The organism is Evansella halocellulosilytica (assembly GCF_002335745.1).
GTDB lineage: Bacteria > Bacillota > Bacilli > Bacillales > Salisediminibacteriaceae > Bacillus_CA > Bacillus_CA halocellulosilytica.
On the sequence record NZ_NIST01000001.1, the window covers coordinates 4,189,291 to 4,213,146 of the forward strand.

A 23,856-nucleotide genomic window follows, 5' to 3' on the forward strand; every position below is an offset into this window, starting at 1 on the left:
TTGTTGCAATAGTTAGACGTATTAAAACTTATAAAAATATGTCCAAAAAAATTTTCTCATTTCCAAATCTTAAAAAATACGTTCAAAACCTAGCTAACGGTCTCGTAGGCTAGGTTTTTTCTCCCGAAAAAAATTTATAATTTTTTTTCCAAAAACCTCTTCCATTTCTGTTTTCCATATTTTATAATTCCGTTAGAAAGAGATATTTACAGTTATATTAAGTTATTATCGAAATAAATCGTTTTAATTCCATTTAATCGTGAAATATGACAATATATAAGTTATTTTAAATGATATGTCTCTTTACAATAATGATTTAAGGAGGTCTTTGAAAGTGAAAGGAACTTGGGTCTTTTTAGGAACAATTCTATTCTTTGCTGTCATCGGATACGCGTTTAACAGTGATTCAACTAGTGCAGAACAGCAGAAAAAAATTTTTGAGAACGTTAGTGGGGTTGTTTTATCCATTGAAGAGGACTATTTACTTTTAGGCCCAGCTTATTCAGAAATCGAGGCATTTCATTGGAGAGATCAGGAACAAACGGACGGGAGGAAACCTCTAAAGCTATACTTTTTTGACGACCGCAAACCATTTGTTCAAGAAGGAGATTTTGTTCATGGCGTCGTTCGCATGGATTCTCAGTCTTCCTACTATGTTTTAAATCTGTCGACAAAGTTTTATTAATATAATAAAGACTAGTTATGTTTTATAAAACGGTAAAAGACCGATGTACAGCCATTACTGGCATGCATCGGTCTTTTCTCAATAAAAAGTGAACTTTGTAGCAAAGTCATCCCGGTATTATTAAATGGATTCGTCAAAAAATTTTCCTTTTCCAGTAATCTTTTTTTCATGGAATTTAACCGTTTCAGCTAAAGAACAATATTTTGTATGTGGGTCTAAATACATTTTCTGCTTTGCTTGGTCCTTCAGTGCTTCAAAAAATTCTGCCCGTTGGACTGGAGGAACTTCAGTAATCATAGGTGAGTCAGACAATTGACGATTCCCGTAAAGCATCGATTGTTCATCTCTTACTAATGGAATGTACCCCATGTAAATCACTCCTCTTACAGAACTATATACCCTTATTGTAATTATAATATTCCTTCTTACTTTTCCATATGTATCGTAATAAACCCTCTATTATTCCTACCGCAAATACCGACATATTCAGCAAACTTTAGTTTTGAGACGTGAAGCGTATGATGTTAATACTTGAGTAACGGAGAAACGAGCCAACATATAGATACGAAAGCTATTTTTACCGGACTTTTTAAACATCCTCTATATATGTATATGCTCGTTTTTGATAAGATGGAATGAGCATTTATTTACGGAGGACGATCATGAATATAGCTAAAATAAATAATCATACATACAACCTATCTTCACTAGAACGAGGGGAGCTAGGTAGAGTCCTGAAGCTCATAAATAAATATGGTGCAACGTGCGGACACTGCGAAAAACAAGTAAAACTGAATTTATCTATCCATCACCCACCAGCATTTATTCATAAAGACTTATCCGATTCTTGTATTGAAGAACAAACAAAAAGTAAAAAGAAAGCTGAGTCGCAAGTAACTGAAAAAAAAGAAACGAACGCAGTTATTACACTGCCAAAACGTAAAGCCATTACTGAACAGTCGACAGAACCGTTCGTACATACTGTCTGGAAAAAACCAGCAGCGATTGTCCCGAAAACACCCTGGGAGGAAAAGTATGATAAAAGCTTTTCCTTTCAAGATAAGGCGTTCAGCCGAGAGCAAATACAGGCTGTAAAAAGTATTGCCGGACCGAACCTCCTTATTGCAGGGGCTGGAAGTGGGAAAACGAGAGTTTTAACGGCAAGAACCGCTTACATGATTTCAGAGAACCTCGTTTTACCCAACCAGATCATGCTCGTTACGTTTACACAGAAAGCAGTTCAAGAGATGAAACGGCGGTTATCTTCTGATTTTTCACTTCCTTCCACTGCCATACAATCGCTTGTTATGGGGACGTTCCACTCCTTATTTTACCGAATGCTCATGCACCATCAGCCAGGAATGTGGCAGCAAAGCAGACTACTTTCTAAGAAATGGCAGCAAGAACGAATCTTTCAACAAATTCTTTTACAATTACATTTAGATGAAAAAGATGTTCCCATCGACATCCATATGCTACGTATTTCTGCTTGGAAAAATGAATTGCTTTTCCCAGAAATGATCGAACCAGCCAATCCTGAAGAGGAAGAATCACTGCAGTTTTACCGAGCATATGAGGATTATAAGAAAAGAGAAAATGTATTCGACTTCGATGACATGCTCATTGGCTGTTATCACATGTTAAAAAATAACGATTCTTTACTACAGCTTTATCAAAAACGTTTCACTCATTTCATGATTGATGAATTTCAAGATATTAATCTCGTTCAATATGAAATTATGAAAATGCTTGCTAAGCCACAAAACCAGCTTTGCGTGGTCGGTGATGATGACCAATCTATTTATCGTTTTCGCGGCAGTCACCCGAAGTATATCCTAGAATTTCAAAAAGAGTTTCCTGATGCGAAAAAAGTTGTACTATCTAACAATTACCGATCCACTTACGAAATTGTTGACGCTGCCAATCAAGTGATTAAGAAAAATACGGAAAGACACGCGAAAGACATGCATGCTTTAATGAAAGGGGATGAACCCCCTCTCCTCTTTTTCCCTTATGACGAAGAAGAAGAAGCAATGTATATTATTGAAGACATTAAACGTAAATATGTAACTGGAGAAAATGATGATGATTTTGCAATCCTTTATCGGACTCATGTACAATCTCGAGCTTTGTTTGAACAATTGATCGAAGAAGATCTTCCTTTTACAATCGATAAAGGGGGCGAAGTTTTTTACGAAAGATCTATTGTCAAGCACGCTTTAGCATTTTTTCATATCTTTCATAATGAAAACGACGTTCATGCGATGGAAAAACTGCTAAGAGTATGGTTTTTAAAAAGAAATACATTAAAAGAACTAGAGCAGTTAAGTATTTTAAATGATAAAAGTTTGCTGCAATGCGTAACTCATTTAGAAGGTTTACCTTCCTTTCAATTTAATAAGCTGAGAAAAATAATTCCTCTATTTCGTAAATTGAGGAGGTCACCATTAAGTACGGCGATGCAACTGATCTATGAAGACATGGGAATGAAAGAGTATATTCGTAAAAACGGAAAAGAAGGAAATGGTTATGATAAAGGATCGGACGATTGGGCTGAGCTTCTTTCAGTAACTAAAAATCATGATCACATTACCTCATTTTTAGAAAGAATTGAATTCATTACTCAGGCACATCGAGAAAAACGTTCAGAAAAGGATCGGTATGGGATACAGCTCATGTCCATTCACCAATCAAAAGGGCTTGAATTCGCTCACGTCTATGTGATTGGCTGTAATGACGGTTCACTCCCTCATGAGTATGCACTCGATTGCTTACGTGAAGGAGATAAACAGTATATAGAAGAAGAACGCCGCTTACTGTACGTTGCTATGACGAGAGCAATTGAGACACTTACTCTGACTGTTACAGACTTCCGCCGAGGGAAAAGAGCGTATCCTTCAAGATTTCTAAATGCATTCCCAGAAGTTAAAAAACAAATGCAATAACCAATGACACTATCACAGCCACTACCACATTCCAAAAAAACCCAGGTGCCTGACACCTGGGTTTTTTTGGAATTCTCCAGTATTTATTAGCGGCTTTGCCTTACTCGTCCGCCTCCACAATTACATCCGCCTTTTTTCGTTCTCGTTCTCGTCGATTTTAGCTTAGCTCTATTCACCCTTCTTCGATTTCCTTCCTTCATAGGGTGATTAGTATGCAATGTTGGCCTCATTCATCGTCACCTCATTTTTTTCTCTTACCAATTTATGAACAAGTAGAAAATATGTGAGGTCGTTTTCGATTATTTTTTATTTTTATTTTTTGCCTGCATATTTCTAAACCAATCTGACGTATTTGGATTTTGTACAACATTTTTCATATTTTCTTCTTGAGGCTTGCTTGCAGGTAAAGGAAACTTTTTCTTTTCGACAGGTGTTGGTTGGTTAGGCAAACTTGTAGCATTGTTTTTACTTTTTGCTTTTTTGTCATCATTGAGTTCGTTTAACAGTTCTGCATTTTCCTGCTCTAGTTGTTTCATTTTGCTTTCTAACTGACTCATCAGTTCTTGCTGCTTTTGTACTTTTACTGATTGTTCATCCGTTAAATGTTTCCTTCGAGCTTTCTCTTCATGAAGCTGCTGTTCAGTACTTTTCAACTTTTCAGTTACTTCCATTACCTCTTTTTCTAATGCTCTCACTTTATGATCATTATTACTGAATTCCTTACTTTTCCTCTTTTGTTCATCTAGTTCGTTTTCTAATCGTTTCATTTTTTTCGCCTGATTTTCAACTTCATTTTCTATAATCCTTTTCTCTTCAGCAGATTTTTTTAATTCGTTCGTTAACGATTCAGTCATTTCTTCCAATTTCTGCTTATCACTCTTTAATTCAGTTAATAAATTGTAGTGATAATTCTCTTCATAGTCCTTAAGCTTCTTCATATACTTGGCAGACTCCGATTGTAAGTGAATAATCTTTTGTTTTAATTGGACTTTGGTCAGCTTTTCTTTTCGACTCATATTTTTCCCCCTCACAATTTATAGCCTTTATCACTATCCTATGTTAAGAAGTGAAAAACTTGCTCAAAAGCCCAACCTAATAAATTCTCTTAGTGAACCTGCACACTCTCCACAAATGTACATAAAATGAAGTAGTCCCGAACAAAACGACTAATGAAAGGATGATAAACGTATGGAAGAGTTCCACCCTTTATGTATTCGAACAACAAAGCTGTATGACTGGGTAACCCGTCCAACGACGAGAGACATCACATATGATGATGACTTCTTTGTAGAACAAGTTCCTCCAAAGGGGCTGTTCCAGTCAATCCATGTACGTTCTTTGCGGATCCAGAAAACGTTGAAGTAGATATTCTTGCTGTTCCGCCTGCTATTGAACCTGTTACATGTGAAGCGGTTGGCACGAGAACAGATCGATTTATTAAAGAGTTAGATGTTAAGCTGCAAGAAGTGACAATCAGGAAAACAGCGAACTTTCAAATTACGTTAACAGGAATACCAGCTACAGGCGGAGCGCCTGTCACACTTTTTTCTGAACCACAAACAATCTGCTTTACTGAACGCTTCTTACTATGTGCTCCCGATGATATTGACGTACAATGCGATGTCTTTGACGTCGTTGTCGATGGTGCCGTATGCTGCGTAAATGGGGAAGCTGTTGTGACAGTGTCACTATTAATCTGTCAGTCAGTTACATCAGAAACTGAAGTCATTTTAGAGATTGAAGCTGCAGAGTGCCGACCTCGTGAAGATATTGTTTTACCGGTAGACTTCTGCCCAGACATTATCTTTCCACCTCAGTGTCCGACAATCTTCCCAGCTGCTCATGACGATGACAAAAACGATAAAAAATGCTAGCTTAGGGATAGCAGAGCAAGCTGACAACTGTCAGCTTGTTTTGCTATTCCCTTATATCTCAACATAAATTGTTAGTCTAAGAAGTGTCATTTTTTTCTAGGTGCTGAACATACATAAATACTATATGACATTTTTCTGTTTTTATAGGGACATCTGAAAGGAGCATACAATGAAAATATTTTATTTACCTTCCGGTGAAAAATATATCTATCACTTTTTTGATCGTGTTATCACACGTGAACTCGATCGATCTCCGCACCAACTATACACCAGTCCTTCCGTAAAGAACGTAGTAGAACTCAAACGCAATATACTAAAGATTAATCCAGATATTGTTTTTACTATGGCGGGATTACGAATAGACCCAGATCTCTTTAAATGGATAAAAAAAAATAATATTAAAACAGCCATTTGGATGACGGAAGACCCATATTACATGGATGTTACATTACCAATCATTCATCTTTTTGATTATGTTTTTACTATCGATACAGCAGCAAAAGAGCAATATGAGGATGCAGGACATGAACATACCTACCATGTATCACTAGGTACTGACAAGACTTATTATTTCCCTAAAATAGAGTCAAATAGTACTTATGAAAGTGACTTAACACTCATTGGCTACCCATACAAAAATAGAGTTGAACTCATTAAGCTACTTTTAATGAAAACCCAATATCATATTACTGTTGCCGGGAGGGGATGGACACAAGCACTCGCGAGCATAAAGACGAAACATTATTTGCAAATCATTGATAGCTGGATTCCTCCAACAGAAGTAAATTTGTACTACAATAATGCAAAAGTTGTGTTAAATATTCACCGACCCTTTGATGAAAAACTAAATAAAAATGACTTGAAGGTTAAACCTCGTTCAATCAATAACCGAACATTCGATATCGCAGCTTGTGAAGCCTTTCAGCTAATCGATCAACGTCCAGAATTATCGTTATACTATAAAGAGAAAGAGGAAATGATTCATTTTAATAATGAAGCGTCCTTTTTTGAAAACATTAACTACTATATCCACTTCCCTAACCTTCGCCATCAAATAGCAGCCAATGCTAGACGTCGAACGTTAAATGAACATTTATTTACACATAGAGTTACAGACATTCTTCAAATCTTTGAATCCACCTTAGTTTAAGAAAAAAGTAATTATCCTACAAGCTGCATCGACGTAACTCTTCTCCATCCACTTGCAGAGGAAGAAGCAGAGTGCCATCTCTTCCTCTACTTGTGACGCTCTCTTGCACAATGGTCAACCGGGAGAGACACCACGTCCTGTAGGATGCTCGGAATTATAGGAAATCCCGACCATTGAAAAAAGCTCAAGATCAAACCTTCGATAAACTCTCCGAAATCATGGGAGAAAGCCGTCTGGAAATTATTAGCCTTACCATTCAAAAAAACGCTATTAAGACAGTCACTGCCAATTAAGCGAAAGTAGTATTAAATTAAATCCCAGCTTACTGGTGTCCCTTTTTTCACATGTTTGTTTACCCTTTTGCCGAGTAATACGTCATAATATTTTGTAGGTAAGCCATAACCGGGACGAATCGCACGTAAGTTTTCCTTCGTAAATCGCTCTCCACGTTTCATGTCTTCTGCGACATAAAGAGATCGTCTGAATTTTTTTGATGGTTCTTCACTTTTTGTCAAACCATAACTCACCTTCCCGAGTGCTAACCAAGCCCTTTCAGTCTCATTGACAAGCATCCTCATTTCCTCAGGTTCCATGGAGAATTCAGCATCTACTCCTCCTTCTGCTCGAGAAAGGGTCAAGTGCTTTTCAACTATCGTTGCTCCTAGTGCGATACTCGCAACAGCAGTACCTGTACCGATCGTATGATCAGATAAACCGACTTGACAGTCAAACAATGATTTCATATGAGGAATTGTCATAATATTTGTGTTTTCCGGAGATGCTGGATACGTACTTGTGCATTTTAGTAAGACAAGATCTTTACACCCCTCTGCCTTAGCTACATCTACAGCTTCAGCTATTTCAGCAACCGTTGCCATTCCTGTTGATATGATGAGAGGCTTCCCAGTTGCCGCTGCTTTTCGAATCAGTGGCAAATCAGTATTTTCAAATGAAGCAATTTTATAACAAGGAACGTCTAACGTTTCTAAAAAGTCGACGGCGGTTTCATCAAAAGGCGTACTAAAGCAAATAAGCCCAAGTTTTTGGCAATGTTCAAAGATCGGCTTATGCCATTCCCATGGTGTATACGCTTGCTCATAAAGTTTGTACAAAGACTGTTTGTTCCATAAGCTTTTAGCATCATCAATAAAAAAATCACCATCCTCTATGTTTAATGTCATCGTATCGGCCGTATATGTTTGAAGTTTCAATGCATCTGCACCAATTGCTGCTGCTACTTCTACGATTTCTAATGCACGATCTAAAGATTGATTATGATTCCCTGACATTTCTGCAATAATAAACGGGCGATGATTTCGACTGATGTTCCGTCCAGCTATTTTAAATTTATTCATCTTCCCCTTCCACCTTCTTTTGTAATCGTTTCTTCACTTCTGGCCATTCATGTGAAAACAAAGCGAATGAAAAAACATCTACATATTTTCCATTTTTTTTGACGTGCTTAAGAAACCTCCCTTCTTCTTTAAACCCTAACATTTTATGATAGTTGATACTTTTTTGATTAAAGCTAAGGACTTCAGCACACAGCTTACGGATATTTAACGAATTAAATAGAAAATGTAGTGATAATAACCCGAGAACTTTCCCCGTACCACGTGGAAGGTTTGATTCACCGAGATAAAAGCCCCAGTAGCACCTATTGTGCCTTTTATCTATGTGGGAAAATTTAACCAAACCTATTGGCTTCTCCCGATATAGAAATAACTTAACGACTGTACTTTCATCGTTAGACACTTTTGTAAACCACTCTTCATGCTCAGATTTCGTAATATGATGGTCCGTGTACATATAAGCCATCACTCGAACGGAATTTCGCCACGTTAATACCAATTCTATATCGTCGTAGGTCATATCTCTTAATTGATACTCATCAATTTTCAGCATGGTTTTATCCTCCAAAAATGATCTCTATCATTTTATTAAACTTTCTTCTATCCTCCATAAACGAAAGAGCAGACTTTGACATCTTTTCGATTTGATGAAGGTTAGACCGCAAATGTTCAAATGCTTTTTGAATGTCTCCCTCATTCACCTCTTCACTCTTACCTAAATGAACAATTGCTCCTTTACTTTCAGCGAAAGAAATGATGTCCGTTTGATTTTCAGCCGATAGTATCGTTAACGTTGGTAATCCTAAATAACACCTTTCCCATGTCGCACCACCACCTGAGCCGATGGCTAAATCTGCATGTAACATAAGTTTTGCCATATAGTCGACCTGACAATGGTAAAAGAAATTTGGCAACTCATAGCAAATATTTTTTATTTCTTCTCGTTTCGGGTTTGAATGACCGACTACAACGTCAACCCGTATAGAACCGATATTAATATTGTGTAAAGCTTTTATTGTTTTTACAGTTTCCTCTGTCGGATCAATTCCACCAAAAAACACGAGTATACGGCGAACCTTCCTTCTGACTGTAGCATCTTTTCTCGCTCCGATAAATTCTTCACGTAGTAAAACATATTGTGGCCCGAACAACCGGACACAGTCATTAGGCAGCAGTTTCTGATATCGCTTTTCTTTGTCAGCGGTAGTATTTGTGTCTAAAAGGACGTCACAGTGATGATATCGATCAGCTAAATCATCTATAATAAACATTTTTCTCGTATGTGCACGAATCGCCTTTTCCCATTTATAATCTAGAGCATAATGATCGACAATCATCCATTCAGGATATAAATCATTCTCTTCTATCACTCTCTTTGTTTGCTCGACATCCGTTCTCCAATCTGTTTTTAGCCAATGTGAATGGACGACAGATCGATCCAAATTCACCTGTTTATTGTTTTCAACAGGTAGTTTATAAACGTGAAATCCTTCCTTTTCAATTGTTTCTATGAAGTCTCCTCGTTGTGGACGACAAATAAAGGCGATCTCGATCTTTTTCATCTTTAATTGTTTTGCTAAAGTTAAACACCGCATCACATGACCTGTTCCAATTTCAACCGATGCATCAGTTCGAAACAAAATGTTCATCTTTACTCTCCTGAAGAATTCTTTTTGATGATGCAAGCAGATTTTATTCGATTGATTAATTGTTGATTTTCTAAAAATGTTAGTTTAATAAAGTTATTCAGTTTTTTATCTTCTGGGAATCGTCTAAAATACTGCTCAATCTCCCCCCAGCTTATTGCTTCTCTGCCCTTGTTATAAAAGCGGAAGATTTTATTCAGCAATATAAGGTCGTCTTCTTCATCTAAAGTAATTCTAATATCGGGATGCCTCATCTCAACTGGTAGTTTTGCTTGGTGAATCCGAACATACGTCGGGTTCCATTTAAAATAATAGGTCATATATTCAGACATTGAAGTCGATGTTAACTGTTTCAGACGCTCCATCGCTGCCACATCCATCACTTCACTTGCGATCCCGATCGCTGAATTCTCTACATACGTATACTCAGCTTGATTCGATAAGTGTTCATCAACTAAATTGTCAATTAATTCATAACTAACGACCGGCGAATCGCCGGTCACTCTTGCAATTGTTTGAATTTGATAAGTATGTGCTGCTTCGATATATCTAGTGAGAACATCTTGTTCTGCTCCTTGAAAAAACTTGACTTGATTTGAATCAGCGATGTTTTTCAGAACCCTGTCCTCTTGATTTTTTGTCGTTGCAAGTACAATGAAATCTGGCTTTGTTGCCGCTTTACAGTTAATTAAACACCTCTCTATACTTGATATGCCATGTATTTGTTTTAAAGCTTTATTTGGTAACCTGCTTGAGCCTCTTCTACATGATACGACAATTGCAACCTTCCCTGAGCCAGTCATTTATGTTTTCCTCCTTAACATAAGGCGTTACCATGCTGTCCAACCTCCATCTACACATACATTCTGTCCTGTCACATAATCCGATGCACGAGAGGCTAAAAAAACGGTCACTCCTTTTAAATCTTCTGGTGTTCCAATCCGTCCAAGAGGATTTTTTTCTTGCAACCTCTGAATAAATTCTTGATTCTCTTGTACTTCATGGTTTGGAAATGCCCCTGGAGAAATCGAATTCGCTCGAATTCCTTGATTACCATAATGGCAGGCAATATATTTAGTAAATTGAATGATTGCAGCTTTTCCAGCACCATAATTCGGGGGGTTATTCAAACCACTATCACCATAAATACGAGGATCTGGGGAAACGACTCCATACATCGATGATATATTAATAACTGTTCCGTTTTGCTGCTCAACCATGTTCGGCAGTACAGCTTTCGTACACCTAAAAACACTGTTAATTGTCCCTTCAATACTATAGTTCCATTCCTCATCTGTTAATGTTGTAACTTCCCCCGCGCTTCCAAAATGTGCATTATTTACTAATATGTCGATCGATTGATTGTCACTGATAATCTCTCTTATACAAGATTGTATGCTTTGCTCATCTGAAATATCGACCCCTTTTCCTATAATTTTCCCCTTAGAGTGACGTGTTAGTTTATTAGCAAGTGATTGACACTTTTCTTCATTTCTACTCACGATGTAAACATTGGCTCCTGCTTCAGCTAACGCTTCAGAAAGTGCGGTTCCGATATGTCCTGCTCCTCCAGTGACAATCGCCGTTTTTCCATTTAAATGAAACCATTCATTTACCTTCATACTCTATCGCCCCATTCCACAATACGGGATTCCTAACATTCTCCGGTATACGTTGAAACTGAAAAGATAACTCTTGTAAAAGATGATCTGGTAGCTTCGGTTTTTCAATCATTCTCACATTGTTCTTTAATTGTTCGATTGTTTCACTCCCAACAACGACTTGATCAATTTGTTTTAAATCTCTTACAAATAACAATGCCAGCTCAGCAACTGTATACCCTGATTTTTCTGACATCTCATGAAGCTTTTTTAAATATGGCTGTGCAGATGACAAGTTTTGTGGCACTTGATCAACATGTAATAACAGCAACCCTTGTAAATAAATACTTCTTGCGTAGATGTTTACTCCAGTTTCCTTTAATTGGTCAAGTAAACCGAGCTGAATGAGCCTTTGATCAAAGAGATTGACTGGAACTTGGATCGTATCAAAACAATCGATAGATAAAAATTTCCTAACTTCTTCTGGTGTATAAACAGATACACCAATGCTCTTTACTAAGCCTTCTTCCTTTACTTTTATAAAACTGTTCATCACTTTATTTGAGTGAGAGGTCATATTATGAGGGTCATGCATAAAACATACATCTATTTGTGATACATTTAGTCTTTTCATTGATTGATAAAGACTCTCTTTAACTAAATGAGTAACCTCAGAATCGCTACTATGTTCAGGAAGTGAAACCTTCGGGACCTTTGTCATAATCTGAGGTTGTTTGCTTTTTTGCTTTTTCAGTTCTGAAATAAATTTGCCGATTATGCGTTCGCTACTTCCATAATTGGGAGCTGTATCAAAAGAGTTAATTCCTTTAGCAAACGCATACCTTAACATATTCAGCGCTTGATTTCGCTTAGGTTTCCCTATCGTATTCCCAATTCCGTACTCCATTCCAAGTTGCACTGTTCCTAACGTTAAAACGGATGTATGATCGTTTTGCATATTTTCACTTCTCTCATACATTCTTTTCCTTTGAATAATAAAAGATGACCTTGTTGACAGCTTTGATCACATCTTTGACATCTTCATTAGACATCGCCGGGAAAAGGGGAAGCGTTATGGCTTCTTCATAATAAACTTCAGCATGTGGACAAGTCTGTTTTTTGTAACCGAGCTTTTCGTAATATGGATGCCAATAAACCGGAATATAATGGACATTTACACCGATATTTTCTTTTTTCAAAGCATCGAAGATCATTTTTCTACTTGCGCTTAATGTCTTCTTGTTCAAACGAATGACATAGAGATGCCAACTGGATTGTTCTCCAGCTTTCAGAGACGGGATTTGCAGCTCTTTCATCTTTGAAAAAGCGTGATGATACATTTGGACAATTTGTTTACGCTTTTCAATAAAATCATCTAGCTTCTTAAGCTGACTTCTGCCAAGCTCAGCTTGAATATCTGTCATACGATAATTGAACCCTAACGTTTGCATTTCGTAATACCAAGCTCCATGATCTTCCTGAAAATCCTTTCTATCTCTTGTGATTCCGTGCGTTCGAAATTGCATCAATGTTTCATAGTACGATCGATCATTCGTTGTAATCATTCCACCTTCACCTGTCGTAATTTGTTTGACTGGGTGAAAACTAAACATCGTCATATCACTAATCGACCCTATTTTATTCCCTTTATATACACCTCCCAGTGCATGCGCTGCATCCTCAATTACAACTAAATCATATTTTTTCGCAATCGACTTAATCTCATCTAAATTTGAAGGGCGTCCGGTAAAATCGACTGGAATAATTGCTTTTGTCTTTTTCGTTATTTTTTGTTCAATCGATTGTGGCGAAATATTTAACGAATCCTCCTGAATATCAGCAAAAATAGGGACCCCATGTTGATAGAGTACACAATTCGCACTTGCGGAAAACGTTATAGGTGTCGTAATGACTTCATCCCCGTTTGTAATCCCTGCAGCATAACAAGCAGCATGTAAAGCCGCAGTTCCACTTGAAAACGCAACTGCAAATTTTGCATTTGTATATTGAGCAACTTCCTGTTCAAATTCAATTATTTTCGGTCCTTGTGTGACATAATCACTTTTCAAAACGTTCAGCACAGCTTTTACATCCTCTTCATCTATCGATTGCCGGCCGTATGGCAAATAAGATCGTCTAACAGGTTCTCCTCCGTGAATCGCTAAACTATTTTTACTCTCCATTGTCTACTCCTTATCAAATCAAATTTGTAGTCTTAATCCAGCTCTCAGTTCTTTTAATCCCCTCTTCTAATGTTATTTTAGGCTCCCAGTCTAACAATTTTTTCGCTTTTTCATAGTTACATAGTAATTTGGGTATTTCACTTTGGGGGTGAATGTGTGCGACGTGGTGTATTCGTGATGGATCATTGACTACGAGCTTTGCTAAATCATTAATTGAAATATCTCTACCTAAACCTGCATTAATGATTTCTCCATTTGCTTTATCCGAATAACCTGTTCTCACGACGAATTCCGCACAGTCTTCAACAAATAACAAATCACGTGTCTGTGTACCTGTACCATAAATGTTCAGCGGTTTTCCATCGAGTTTATTTTTAATAAAAATCGCGACGACGCCGCCTTCTCCACCTGTTTTTTGGTAAGGTCCATACGTGTTAAATGGGCGAATGACGACAGTAGGAAGATTGTACGCAAAATAGTAGGAGAGTACCATGTTTTCAGCTGCGATTTTTGAGCCTGCATACGGGGAAGCCGGCTTGATCGGATCAGTTTCTTTTATACCGCTCTCTTTGCTGGCATTTTCGTAAACCATACAAGTGCTCATGAATACGATTTTAACGTGATTTTTTTTGCAGAGCTCTAACATGTGAAAAGTTCCAATTGTATCATTTTCAAAAGTTGTTTTTGGATCATCGATACTGTCTTGAACATTTATACTTGCTGCTAAGTGATAACAAATGTCAAATTGATTTGTGAAAAGTTTTCGTAGAAGATCTATATCTTTAATGTCACCAATGACAAGCTCTTTAAATTCCTTGTGATTCATGAAGTTCTGTATATTACCAACTCTTCCATTTGACAAATCATCTAGAACCCAGACATCGTGACCGTCCTTTAATAATTTGTGTACGACCCATCTTCCTATAAAACCAGCACCACCAGTAACTAGTACTTTCATCCAATATCAACCACCTCTACTTATGTTATTACCTTTAGATGATGTTCTCCTCCAGAAGAAGCTTAACGACTTCTTCATACGTTAATGGAGGGTGATCATTTGAACTGTACGTTTGATGTTTTGCTTTTTTCGCATGTTCATATGTTTCATCTTTTCCATACATTCCTGGAATAATGAACATGTCTTTGAGCTCCCATGCCTCCAATGATTCTTCGTACGTCATTAATTCCTCATACCTTTTTTCACCAAGCCTTAGTCCGATTTCTTCGATGGAGACTCCCTCGTTCATCCCTTCCTTTTTACAAGTCTCTTTCACAATCGCTGTTACTAAATCTTTTAGTTTTATGATCGGCATTTTTAATACGAACACTTCACCGCCTTTCGACTCCTTTAACGCCTTTATTGTCAGTGTTGTTGCTTGATTAACGGTCATCATAAATCGAGTCATCTGGACATCTGTGACCGTTACTTTTTGCTCATGAATAATTTGTTTTTTAAACAACGGAATGACTGAGCCACGTGAACCAAGGACATTTCCAAACCTTACACTTGCAAATACTGTTTTGCCTTTCCCATTACTATATTGTGCCGAAGATATTAACCGTTCAGCCGTCAATTTTGTTGCTCCATACGTATTTGTTGGTGAAATTGCTTTATCAGAACTTGTGAAAACCACTTTTTTTACTTGTTGTGCATTCGCTGCTTTGATTACATTATACGTTCCGTTAATATTCGTCATGACCGCTTCATATGGATTATATTCACATGCAGGAACATGTTTCATTGCAGCTGTGTGAAAAACATAATCAATATCTTCCATAGCACTATATACACGGGTATAATCTCGAACATCTCCAATTAAAAATCGAAGGTTCTTCTGATGGCGATATTGATTTTGTAGTTGATGTTGCTTAAATTCGTCTCTGCTAAAAATTCTCACGACTTGCGGATCTTCTAGCATGATCTGTTTGAGAAGATTGGTCCCGATTGTACCGGTTCCGCCAATGATTAAAATTCGTTTATTTTTAAAAAACATCGTAAATCCTCCTCTCATCATGACATAAACATTCATGATTTCCTTCTAACTTTTTGTGCCTTTATATCCTATGAACCTCCCACTAGACTAGTAACGGTTACTGTCCAGTTATTTCTCTGATTCCTACGAAAAGCGATATAAAATAGCACGTCATGAATATTTCACACTAAACCTGCAATATATGTATAAGAATATGGAGGTTTATGTGCTTGTAAAAAGGAGGATTCCAAGATGTTGGATGAATTGAAAATAAGCTTAAATGGAGATCAATTAATCATCGATAAAGGCATTTATGAGGAATTAAAAAATACGTTTACTTATGAGTGCTGGGTGAAACCGGAACGGTCTCACACAACTGGAATCGATACAATTCGAGGAACGTTTGGTACTAAAGGGCAAACGTATTTAATTGCCCCTGGACATGGAAATCACAAAAATACTGCAGGCGTAGGATTTTCTGTCGCAACAAATGGGATTTCTGTATTTGAACATACCCACAATTATTTACCTTCGGTTCTCGTGTATCGTGGGCAAATATTAGATTGGACTCACATTGCGGTCGTTTACAACAATAAAGTTCCCTCTTTATATATTAACGGGACATTTGTGAAACGAGGTTTAAAAAGCCCTGTGGATCATGTATTTGCTTCCGGTACTGTCGGTGGTATTAATCCATATGGCTATTATAAAGGACACGTATACAATTTGCGGCTATGGATAACGGTTCGAACGCAAATTGAAATTAAAAAACAAATGAACCTAGTGTTAGAAGAAGGAAAAAATGGATTATATAAAGTATGGCGTTTTCCAAAAACGTCTCATGCGACACGAGTAAATGAGTCCTCATCCATTCTAGAAAAACATACGGATATACTAAGTAGATGGAATATTATTCAACCACGTTCACATGCAACCAAACCTGATTCTGTTCAAACACATATTCATGTCGATCCTTTTATTCGTGCACACAAACAAACCGATACCAAAGATGTATCTGATATATTTATTCTTCCAGGTTTATACCGAAATGACTATCAAAATTTTCTCGTTCCTGTAGCTAATCAGTTAATACGAAAAGGACAATCAGTGAGCTTTCTTTTAGACTCATCCAGTCAAATCGCCTCAACACCTTCACTATCCCCTAAAGTAAAAGTAATCAATAAAGAAGAATACGTAAAAAACCATTCGATCGAATCCATATCCACCCAATTTTATGCAAGTCAAATCTTACAACATATCAATGCTTGGTCAAAAATGGAAGGACTCACACATGCTAAGAAAATATGGCTAAAAAATTTCTATACTAAATATGCGCAAGATTTGATTAGTACTTCGATGATGTTACTTGATATCCGTCCAAAGATTGTGTATGGGATTCATTATGTCATGAACCCTGGTTGTAGTGATGCGATCCAATTCTATTCTCACACCATACCGGTTAAGACCATTTTAATTCAGCACGGCTTTTTTCTAGGAGAATACCATGATTTTCGAGGTTCAGACGAGGTAATTTTATGGGGAGATTTTCATGAACGTATCTTAAAACAATTTTCTAATCGCCCACCTAGTGTCATATTAGGAAACCCAAAATTAGAAAGCTTAATGAAGCAATATGAAGCAGCAATAAACAACGCTTATGATGAGAATGATTTTGTAAACAATGAAACTGAACTTCTTTATCTTTTTTCTCAATCCCCAAAAATAAGTAAGCAAAGTAAAAACAACCTTGACCTATTTGTCCAAACAGTCCAAAACCTGACTCAAATGAAAGTTACGTATAAACTACACCCGTCTTTTACCATACATCATTTAGAAGAATATGTACGAAATGGCCGAATACGCCCAGAGCAAGTCGTTCAGAATGGTGATTTATATCAACTGATTCGTCAGGCGGATATCGTTTTAGGAGACACGTCGACAGCCATTTTTGAAGCTGCCGCTTTTTCAAAGCCTGTTATCCAAATTTGTCACCCAACATCCGAAGAAGCAACAAAAAAGCAACTCATTTTTACGACAGGAACATCGACGACTGAACTTCGATCAATGTTGCAGCAAATTCAATCGAATAATAACAAAAAGCAAGAAATATTAACGCAGCAAAAACAGAAGATCGAGGATATTTTTTATCAAACAAAAGGAACTTCCGCAAGAATAGCGAATTATTTATCACAACAATGCAGCAAGATCAATCGTTAAAGATCTTACTGCATTTTATAGCATTTCATAAGAACATATTCAGTGAACATTTCGTTGACATCACTCTATTTAATTGTTGTCCCTCTTGATAGAAAGTGAAGGCTAATCAAGTGTACTATACGTATTAGACACATATTTAGTTTTTGTCATAATGAAGCTTGATGACATTTAAAATTGACTTTGCTCTCTGTTCCCACGTGTGATTTTTTTTTGCAATCTCTCTTCCTTTTAATGCGATCCTCTCTAGCATATCAACATCTTGTAAATAAGAAACAACCTTTTCTTCAAGGTTTGGATCGTCTAGGTCATAAAACAATATATTTTCTCCATGAGTGAAATTCGATTCTAAAAACTTGTTTTTATCAGTTAAACTTACACCACCTGTTAACATCGCCGTAAAAATGCGATCATGTCCACCGTAAGCTAAATTGGGTAAAATGTTCAAGATCATTTTAGCATGCTGTAATTTATATTGAAATTCTAAATAGTCAATAGAAGGATAAATTTGGATGCGACCATTTTTATTCTTTAAATATTGCCAGTCTGTGTTAAAGATCATAAGGGACAGATGTTTAAATGATTCTAATACTTTCTTCCGACGATAACCACGAATATAGTAATCTGCGTGAACTAATAAATTCGTGAAACGTCGATCAGGTGTTAACCTTTTTCCTTTCGAATGTAAAACTACTTCAGCTACGTCGATCAATGGGATGTTTGATTCATACAACGACTTCTCAACAATTTCATCGATCATCGTCTTATATTCATGATCTTGTAGCCAAACATTTCGGTGTTTCACAGGGTCCGTATATGTTCCTGTAAATAAAATATCGGTATTTCTTTTATTTAATGAATTTGCAGGAATTTCAGAAATGTTTCCTAAAGAAGCTCCATGCGGGATAAATGCTTTCGTAAATGTCCCTTTGTAATAATTGTTTAAATAATCAACATGTGTCCTATCTAAACATGAAACGATTAAATTTTCAGCTTTTAAGTTGTAATCTAAACGATTTTGATGATAGATCGGATGATCTACTAGATAACAGAAAAACGGGACTTGTAATCCATTGATTCTTTGTTTTAAATATTCATACCCATGTGCATTCATTCCGAACAAAAAATAAAGATTTTTGTCTCTTAAAATTGTTTCAATTTTTTTATTATAATCAGGCTTTGTTAAGTCGATCATAATTAGATCGTATCCTAATTGTTCAAACGCTTTCGACAATGCAGTTGCAAAAAAACGAGTAGCACTATAACTGCTACTTGACATAATTACTCCGATTTTCTTTACTGCTGTTTCAGCTGTTTTTTTCATTTGTCCGTAGATGTATCCATGGTGTTGGTGCCCAGTTCGATCGAGAATGAGTGTACTTTTTTCATTGAATTGATAGTTAACGATTAGCCCGTTGTCTTTTGCTTCAATTTTTTTTTCCATTTTTTGAGCAATCGTTTCGGGAGCGAGCGGATGATCCCAAAGTCGAAATTGGCGAATATACCCTTGAAAAAATCCATAGGGAGATAAACCACCAATAATTCCAGATGCATAGACAGACTCCTTTGGACTAACGAGTCCAACTTTCCGCAATACCCCATTAATGTACAATTTCGGTCTTTTTTCATCATAAGTGATTGCAATATGAATCCAGTTATTAATCGGTACTGCAAGGGAAAGAGTGATCGGTAAATAGTTGACACTATGCTCTACGACTACAATACCGTTCGTTCCAACAGACAGTCCGACTCCAGCACATGCGGCATCCAAGCAATTTTCTGCTCCAATGATATATTTTTGACCTAACGTCCCGGCAACGCCTGTCGTCGATTCTTTTTTTATCGTAATCGGAGCAGATGGTTTAACAAAAAACTCATACGTAAAATTGTTTTTAATTTTAGGGAAAATAGACTGAATAACGATTTTCTCTTTTCCTGTAAAATGATAGTAGTCATTCAAATTTATTCACTCCAATCTATTTTACGCATGGTCGTATATACGACGGTCTGTTTTCCTACAACCTTTAGCGGTTCTTTGTCTCCCAATCAAAACCTATCTGGGCATCATCCCAAGGTATTCTTTTTTCATCAGGGTTTTTAGCATTATACGATTCCGTCGTAAAATAAATAATGGTTGCTGGTTTGCTGCCAAGTACACGGTATCCGTGAGCGACTCCTTTTGGAATGAGAACAATAATCGGATTTTCTTCTCCCATATAATACACATCCGTTTGACCTTTCGTTGGAGATTGTTCCCTTAGATCATATAAGACAACTTGTGCATTACCTGATGGAAAAAACCATAAATCATCTTGATTCTCATGATAATGAAAAGCTTTTACGACACCTGGATAACTCATGGACCATGATGCCTGACCAAATCGCTCCAATAACTGTTCATCATCTCGTAAGACTTCAGCAAAAAAACCTCGGTCATCACAATGTTTCATTAAGGTTTTTACTTTTACTCCGTCAATCATCTTATGAACTCCTTTCTAAGGTACTCTGAAACAGCATCTTGCCAGCTTCTAGGTAAAGGTAATCCTTCTCGTAATAATTTATCTTTTGACAAGACGGAATAATGTGGTCTCGGTGCAGATGAACCAAATTCTTTTGTCGAGACAGGTACTAACAATTTAGAATCATAACCTGATTCATTGAAAATATATTTTGCAAACTCAAACCAGGTGCAGCTTTCTGAATTCGTAACATGATATATACCTGATTTGCCTAATTCGATTAACGTACGAATAACAGATACAAGGTCAGCTGTATAAGTAGGACTACCCATTTGATCATTGACAACCTTGATCGGGATCTGTTTCTTTCCTAGACGTAACATAGTATTCACAAAGTTGTTTCCGCCGTGTCCAAACACCCAAGAAGTCCGAACGATCGTACAATTTTTGCGGATAACCGACTGACAAGTTTCTTCTCCGAGACACTTACTTACCCCATAAATATTTAATGGGTCTGTCTCATCCTTTTCAGTGTACGGCACACTTTTTTTACCATTAAAAACATAGTCACTACTTATATAAATGAGTCGTGTTTGATGTCGTTTAGCAGCTAGGGCAATATTCATTGTTCCAACAGCATTTATGCGAAAAGCGGTTAGACGATCTAATTCACAATGATCGACCGCAGTATAGGCAGCTGCATGAATAATAATGTCTGGGTCGATTTCTTGAACCCGTTCTTCTACTTTTTGTGGTACTGTAATGTCTAACTCGTCTTTCCCATATGCGTATACGTTGTAGCTGATTGAAAGCTGTTTCTCTAATTCTTTTCCGAGTTGTCCTTTACCACCTGTAATCATTAATTTTTTCTTAACCATCATTTCCACCTAATTGACCTTGATTTTGATACCATTTAATCGTTTCAATAATACCTTCTTCAAACTGTACTTTCGGCTCCCAGCCTAGCTCTGTGTTTATTTTCGTAAAATCGATTGAGTAGCGACGATCATGTCCTTTCCTATCGTCAACATATTCAATCAAAGCTTCATCTTTACGAAGGTACTTTAAGATCGCTTTGATGACATCAATATTCGTTCTCTCTTCGTGACCTCCAATATTATAAACTTCACCTGGCACTCCTCGTTCCAAAACAAAGTGAACAGCTCGGCAATGATCACTTACATGGATCCAATCTCGTATATTCATTCCATCTCCGTAAAGCGGAATCGGTTCACCTTTCATCGCATTTGTAATCACTTTTGGAATAAATTTTTCTTTGTTTTGTTGAGGACCATAGTTGTTGCTGCACCTCGTAATAATTAACGGTAGCTTATACGTCTGAACAAATGACCTAACTAACAAGTCAGCTCCTGCTTTACTTGCTGAATATGGGTTATTTGGTTTAAGAGGAGATTTTTCAGTAAATGGGGCAGTAAATTTATCTAAAGATCCGTATACTTCATCCGTAGAAATTTGGATGAGGCGGTTTGCTTTTTTCTCTAAAACAGCATAGAGCAAATTTAAAGTACCTTTAATATTTGATTCGTAAAATTGGTCAGCTCGATTAATGCTTCTATCAACATGACTTTCCGCAGCAAAGTTGATGATAGCATCATATTGGCGGTCCAAAGCTCGTTCCAACTCATCTTCCTTACTAATATCGCCTTTTATTAAGCGATAATGAGGGACCTCGTTAAACTTTTTAATATACTCCTCATTTGCTGCATACGTAAACGCATCAATGTTTGTTATTTGATAGGACTGATGGTCTAACATGTACTCAATGAAATTTGATCCGATAAACCCAGCTCCACCTGTAACTAAAAGTTGTTTCATCTCATACTCTCTCCCTATTCAACCTCAAATTCTTTCTGAACAAGACGGCTTGCCATCTGTAAGGAGTCGAAAGTTCCTGCATCAATCCACCAACCATTTAAGAGATTAAAGTTCATTTGACTCCTATGAATATATGAATTATTCACATCGGTAATTTCTAATTCACCACGATGAGAAGGTTTTATATTTTTAATCATGTCAAATACTGCTCTATCGTACATATAGATACCGGTAACACAATATGGAGATATCCACGTTCTCGGTTTTTCGATAATGGAAGATACAAGGTTTTTCTCTTGATTTAATACCGCCACCCCAAAACGTTCTGGGTCCTCCACTTCTTTCAATAGAATTTTCGCTCCTTCGGCTTGCTTTTTAAATGATTCAATAAATGGAAGCAATGAATCTTCAAAAATATTATCACCTAATAAAACGATGAATTTATCTTCAACAAATGCTTCAGCATAAGATAAAGCATCCGCTATTCCATCTGCCCTATTTTGAATTTCGTAACAAATATTTATCCCAAACTTTTCTCCATTACCTAGAAGTTGAAAAAAGTCACTTATATCTTCCTGATTTGTCACGATCATCACATCTTTTACCCCTGCGCCTTTTAATTTATTTATCGACCAATAAATCATCGGATAATTTCCTACAGGTAAAAGATGCTTATTAATGATCTCTGTTACAGGTCTGAGCCTCGTCCCTTTACCTCCTGCTAAAATAACTCCTTTCACGCATATTCCTCCTTCCGGTCACCGTGCGGAGAGCACTTTTTAGCAAAGAGTCCTCACTTATTTTCTCATGATCATCTCATGTAAAAATTCGTTGAACTACCTTTAAAAACATAAAGCTATTCATGGTTTTACAATATGATTTCCCTATAACTTTGGTAACCTGGGAATACAAAAATAGTATTTTACCTATCGCCACGTTCATGAACAATAGAATTCGGTTCTGTATTGCATTTATTGCATATTGTAACGATCTTCTGATTTTTGCAAGGAAAATAAAATTTTACTTCTCACATTCTATTTCATGCATATAGATGAACTAAAATAGCATTTGTCTGAGGTGAGAAAATGAAATCGAAACAGAAGCGTTCTTCAAACGCTAAACAAACTTCAAAGCTGCAGTTAGAGCAAAAATTAATTTATTATCGCTCTGAATTAAAGAAGTATGAAACGGAAATCGACCAATTAAAAAAGAGATTGAGGAAAAAGCAGGCGATCGAAGAAAGCAAAATCGCTGATAAAATAAACAACGATCATGAAAAGATAGCGAGTGAATATAACGATGGAGATAAAGCTTCAGCTAACGTAAAAAATGATTTTGCTATGAAAGCTTACTTTAGTCATTCAGTGTTTTTACCGAATACATCTGACCCTTCAGGTGACTTGCAAGATCCTAATATTCATGTAATCGGACATTTTACGATTGAAAACACTGGAACAAAACCGTTAAATAATCCATTCATTTGTTTTCGAATAAAACCAGCTCAACAAGTCCTTCTTTCAGGTAAAATACGTTTTAGAGAACAGCCGCAAAATAAAGCATTTGCCCCGATGGAAGAGTGGGCTTATATTCAAGAAGATTTTCGAGACTGGATCAAAACGAAAGGGGAGCACTGGTTAAGACCGCTTCACTTCCAACAAATTCAACCTGGAGAGAAGAAGTCCTTTTCAAACTTTGACTTTACTCTTGAGCCCAGTGAAGGTGTATCACAATATTTAGTTGAAGGATTTGTATTTTCAAAAGAAATTCAACAAGGTGTACCTTCCTCTAATTCTATCTCTATCTTTTTATCATAAAGCAATTTTTAACATTCTTCGTATTGAACTATAAAAACAAAATTTTTATTTTCTTACTTTTTAAGAGCAAACCCAGAGTCCGTATTAGGAACTCTGGGTTTCATATTTAAAGGGTAGATTATAA

General features: G+C 36.7%; 23 protein-coding genes. 7 read left to right on the forward strand and 16 right to left on the reverse strand.

The annotated features are described in order from the left end of the window. Positions 1–334: 334 nt before the first annotated feature. Positions 335–685, forward strand: a complete 351-nt coding sequence (locus CD001_RS19925; protein ID WP_096189342.1) for a hypothetical protein — start codon at positions 335–337, stop codon at positions 683–685. A 120-nt stretch (positions 686–805) separates the two neighbouring features. Here CD001_RS19925 and CD001_RS19930 read toward each other — a convergent pair whose 3' ends face one another. Further along, positions 806–1,054, reverse strand: coding sequence for a hypothetical protein (locus tag CD001_RS19930; protein ID WP_096189343.1), 249 nt, complete (start codon positions 1,052–1,054; stop codon positions 806–808). Between the two features lie 293 nt (positions 1,055–1,347). Between CD001_RS19930 and CD001_RS19935 the strand changes: the two genes are divergently transcribed. Then, on the forward strand, positions 1,348–3,630 hold the full coding sequence (locus CD001_RS19935; protein ID WP_179298827.1) for an ATP-dependent helicase: 2,283 nt from the start codon (positions 1,348–1,350) through the stop codon (positions 3,628–3,630). 299 nt (positions 3,631–3,929) lie between these two features. Here CD001_RS19935 and CD001_RS19940 read toward each other — a convergent pair whose 3' ends face one another. Continuing rightward, on the reverse strand, positions 3,930–4,646 hold the full coding sequence (locus CD001_RS19940) for a hypothetical protein (protein ID WP_096189345.1): 717 nt from the start codon (positions 4,644–4,646) through the stop codon (positions 3,930–3,932). A 172-nt stretch (positions 4,647–4,818) separates the two neighbouring features. On the opposite strand from CD001_RS19940, the gene CD001_RS26555 reads away from it, so the two are divergent. The 3 genes from CD001_RS26555 to CD001_RS19950 all read left to right on the forward strand — a co-directional run bounded on the left by CD001_RS26555 (position 4,819) and on the right by CD001_RS19950 (position 6,654). Further along, positions 4,819–4,995: a hypothetical protein gene (locus CD001_RS26555; RefSeq protein ID WP_179298828.1), complete on the forward strand. Its 177-nt coding sequence runs from the start codon at positions 4,819–4,821 to the stop codon at positions 4,993–4,995. 2 nt (positions 4,996–4,997) lie between these two features. Continuing rightward, positions 4,998–5,504: a BMQ_0737 family morphogenetic spore coat protein gene (locus CD001_RS19945; RefSeq protein ID WP_455423365.1), complete on the forward strand. Its 507-nt coding sequence runs from the start codon at positions 4,998–5,000 to the stop codon at positions 5,502–5,504. A gap of 169 nt (positions 5,505–5,673) precedes the next feature. Continuing rightward, positions 5,674–6,654, forward strand: coding sequence for a CgeB family protein (locus tag CD001_RS19950; RefSeq protein ID WP_096189347.1), 981 nt, complete (start codon positions 5,674–5,676; stop codon positions 6,652–6,654). Positions 6,655–6,959: 305 nt separating this feature from the next. Here CD001_RS19950 and pseI read toward each other — a convergent pair whose 3' ends face one another. Genes pseI through CD001_RS19995 form a run of 9 tightly spaced genes read right to left on the reverse strand, consistent with a single transcriptional unit; the run spans position 6,960 to position 15,430 of the window. After that, entirely contained in the window at positions 6,960–8,009 is a 1,050-nt protein-coding gene (gene pseI, locus CD001_RS19955; protein ID WP_096189348.1) for a pseudaminic acid synthase, read from the reverse strand. Further along, the gene (pseH, locus tag CD001_RS19960) at positions 8,002–8,559 is read right to left on the reverse strand and encodes a UDP-4-amino-4,6-dideoxy-N-acetyl-beta-L-altrosamine N-acetyltransferase (RefSeq protein WP_096189349.1); all 558 of its coding nucleotides are present in this window, start codon (positions 8,557–8,559) and stop codon (positions 8,002–8,004) included. Before pseH ends, pseI begins: the two co-directional genes overlap by 8 nt. A 4-nt stretch (positions 8,560–8,563) precedes the next feature. Beyond that, positions 8,564–9,655 (reverse strand): UDP-2,4-diacetamido-2,4,6-trideoxy-beta-L-altropyranose hydrolase, encoded by a 1,092-nt coding sequence (pseG, locus tag CD001_RS19965; protein WP_096189350.1) that lies wholly within the window; start codon positions 9,653–9,655, stop codon positions 8,564–8,566. Positions 9,656–9,657: 2 nt separating this feature from the next. After that, positions 9,658–10,455 carry a cytidylyltransferase domain-containing protein gene (locus CD001_RS19970; RefSeq protein WP_096189351.1) on the reverse strand — a complete coding sequence of 266 codons (798 nt, stop codon included), beginning with the start codon at positions 10,453–10,455 and terminating at the stop codon, positions 9,658–9,660. Positions 10,456–10,482: 27 nt separating this feature from the next. Next, positions 10,483–11,274, reverse strand: a complete 792-nt coding sequence (locus CD001_RS19975) for an SDR family NAD(P)-dependent oxidoreductase (RefSeq protein ID WP_096189352.1) — start codon at positions 11,272–11,274, stop codon at positions 10,483–10,485. Next, positions 11,261–12,211, reverse strand: coding sequence for an aldo/keto reductase (locus tag CD001_RS19980; RefSeq protein WP_179298829.1), 951 nt, complete (start codon positions 12,209–12,211; stop codon positions 11,261–11,263). The genes CD001_RS19975 and CD001_RS19980 overlap by 14 nt, the downstream gene beginning before the upstream one ends. A gap of 13 nt (positions 12,212–12,224) precedes the next feature. After that, on the reverse strand, positions 12,225–13,436 hold the full coding sequence (gene pseC / locus CD001_RS19985; protein WP_096189354.1) for a UDP-4-amino-4,6-dideoxy-N-acetyl-beta-L-altrosamine transaminase: 1,212 nt from the start codon (positions 13,434–13,436) through the stop codon (positions 12,225–12,227). 13 nt (positions 13,437–13,449) lie between these two features. Then, complete coding sequence (locus tag CD001_RS19990; protein ID WP_096189355.1) at positions 13,450–14,394, reverse strand: dTDP-glucose 4,6-dehydratase; 945 nt, start codon at positions 14,392–14,394, stop codon at positions 13,450–13,452. Positions 14,395–14,428: 34 nt separating this feature from the next. Then, complete coding sequence (locus tag CD001_RS19995; RefSeq protein ID WP_096189356.1) at positions 14,429–15,430, reverse strand: SDR family NAD(P)-dependent oxidoreductase; 1,002 nt, start codon at positions 15,428–15,430, stop codon at positions 14,429–14,431. 231 nt (positions 15,431–15,661) lie between these two features. Here CD001_RS19995 and CD001_RS20000 point away from each other — a divergent pair, with 231 nt between their 5' ends. Then, positions 15,662–17,626 (forward strand): LamG-like jellyroll fold domain-containing protein, encoded by a 1,965-nt coding sequence (locus tag CD001_RS20000; protein WP_096189357.1) that lies wholly within the window; start codon positions 15,662–15,664, stop codon positions 17,624–17,626. Between the two features lie 136 nt (positions 17,627–17,762). On the opposite strand, the gene CD001_RS20005 is transcribed toward CD001_RS20000, so the two are convergent. The 5 genes from CD001_RS20005 to CD001_RS20025 all read right to left on the reverse strand — a co-directional run bounded on the left by CD001_RS20005 (position 17,763) and on the right by CD001_RS20025 (position 22,658). Further along, a complete protein-coding gene (locus tag CD001_RS20005; RefSeq protein WP_096189358.1) occupies positions 17,763–19,583 on the reverse strand; it encodes a glycosyltransferase family protein in 1,821 nt (606 codons plus the stop codon). 64 nt (positions 19,584–19,647) lie between these two features. After that, entirely contained in the window at positions 19,648–20,103 is a 456-nt protein-coding gene (locus tag CD001_RS20010) for a dTDP-4-dehydrorhamnose 3,5-epimerase family protein (RefSeq protein WP_096189359.1), read from the reverse strand. After that, the gene (rfbD, locus tag CD001_RS20015; protein ID WP_096189360.1) at positions 20,100–20,963 is read right to left on the reverse strand and encodes a dTDP-4-dehydrorhamnose reductase; all 864 of its coding nucleotides are present in this window, start codon (positions 20,961–20,963) and stop codon (positions 20,100–20,102) included. The genes CD001_RS20010 and rfbD overlap by 4 nt, the downstream gene beginning before the upstream one ends. Further along, positions 20,953–21,918, reverse strand: a complete 966-nt coding sequence (gene rfbB / locus CD001_RS20020) for a dTDP-glucose 4,6-dehydratase (protein WP_096189361.1) — start codon at positions 21,916–21,918, stop codon at positions 20,953–20,955. The genes rfbD and rfbB overlap by 11 nt, the downstream gene beginning before the upstream one ends. A 14-nt stretch (positions 21,919–21,932) precedes the next feature. Then, entirely contained in the window at positions 21,933–22,658 is a 726-nt protein-coding gene (locus CD001_RS20025; RefSeq protein WP_096189362.1) for a sugar phosphate nucleotidyltransferase, read from the reverse strand. A gap of 345 nt (positions 22,659–23,003) precedes the next feature. Between CD001_RS20025 and CD001_RS20030 the strand changes: the two genes are divergently transcribed. After that, positions 23,004–23,732 carry a hypothetical protein gene (locus CD001_RS20030; protein ID WP_096189363.1) on the forward strand — a complete coding sequence of 243 codons (729 nt, stop codon included), beginning with the start codon at positions 23,004–23,006 and terminating at the stop codon, positions 23,730–23,732. The last annotated feature ends 124 nt before the right edge of the window (positions 23,733–23,856 follow it).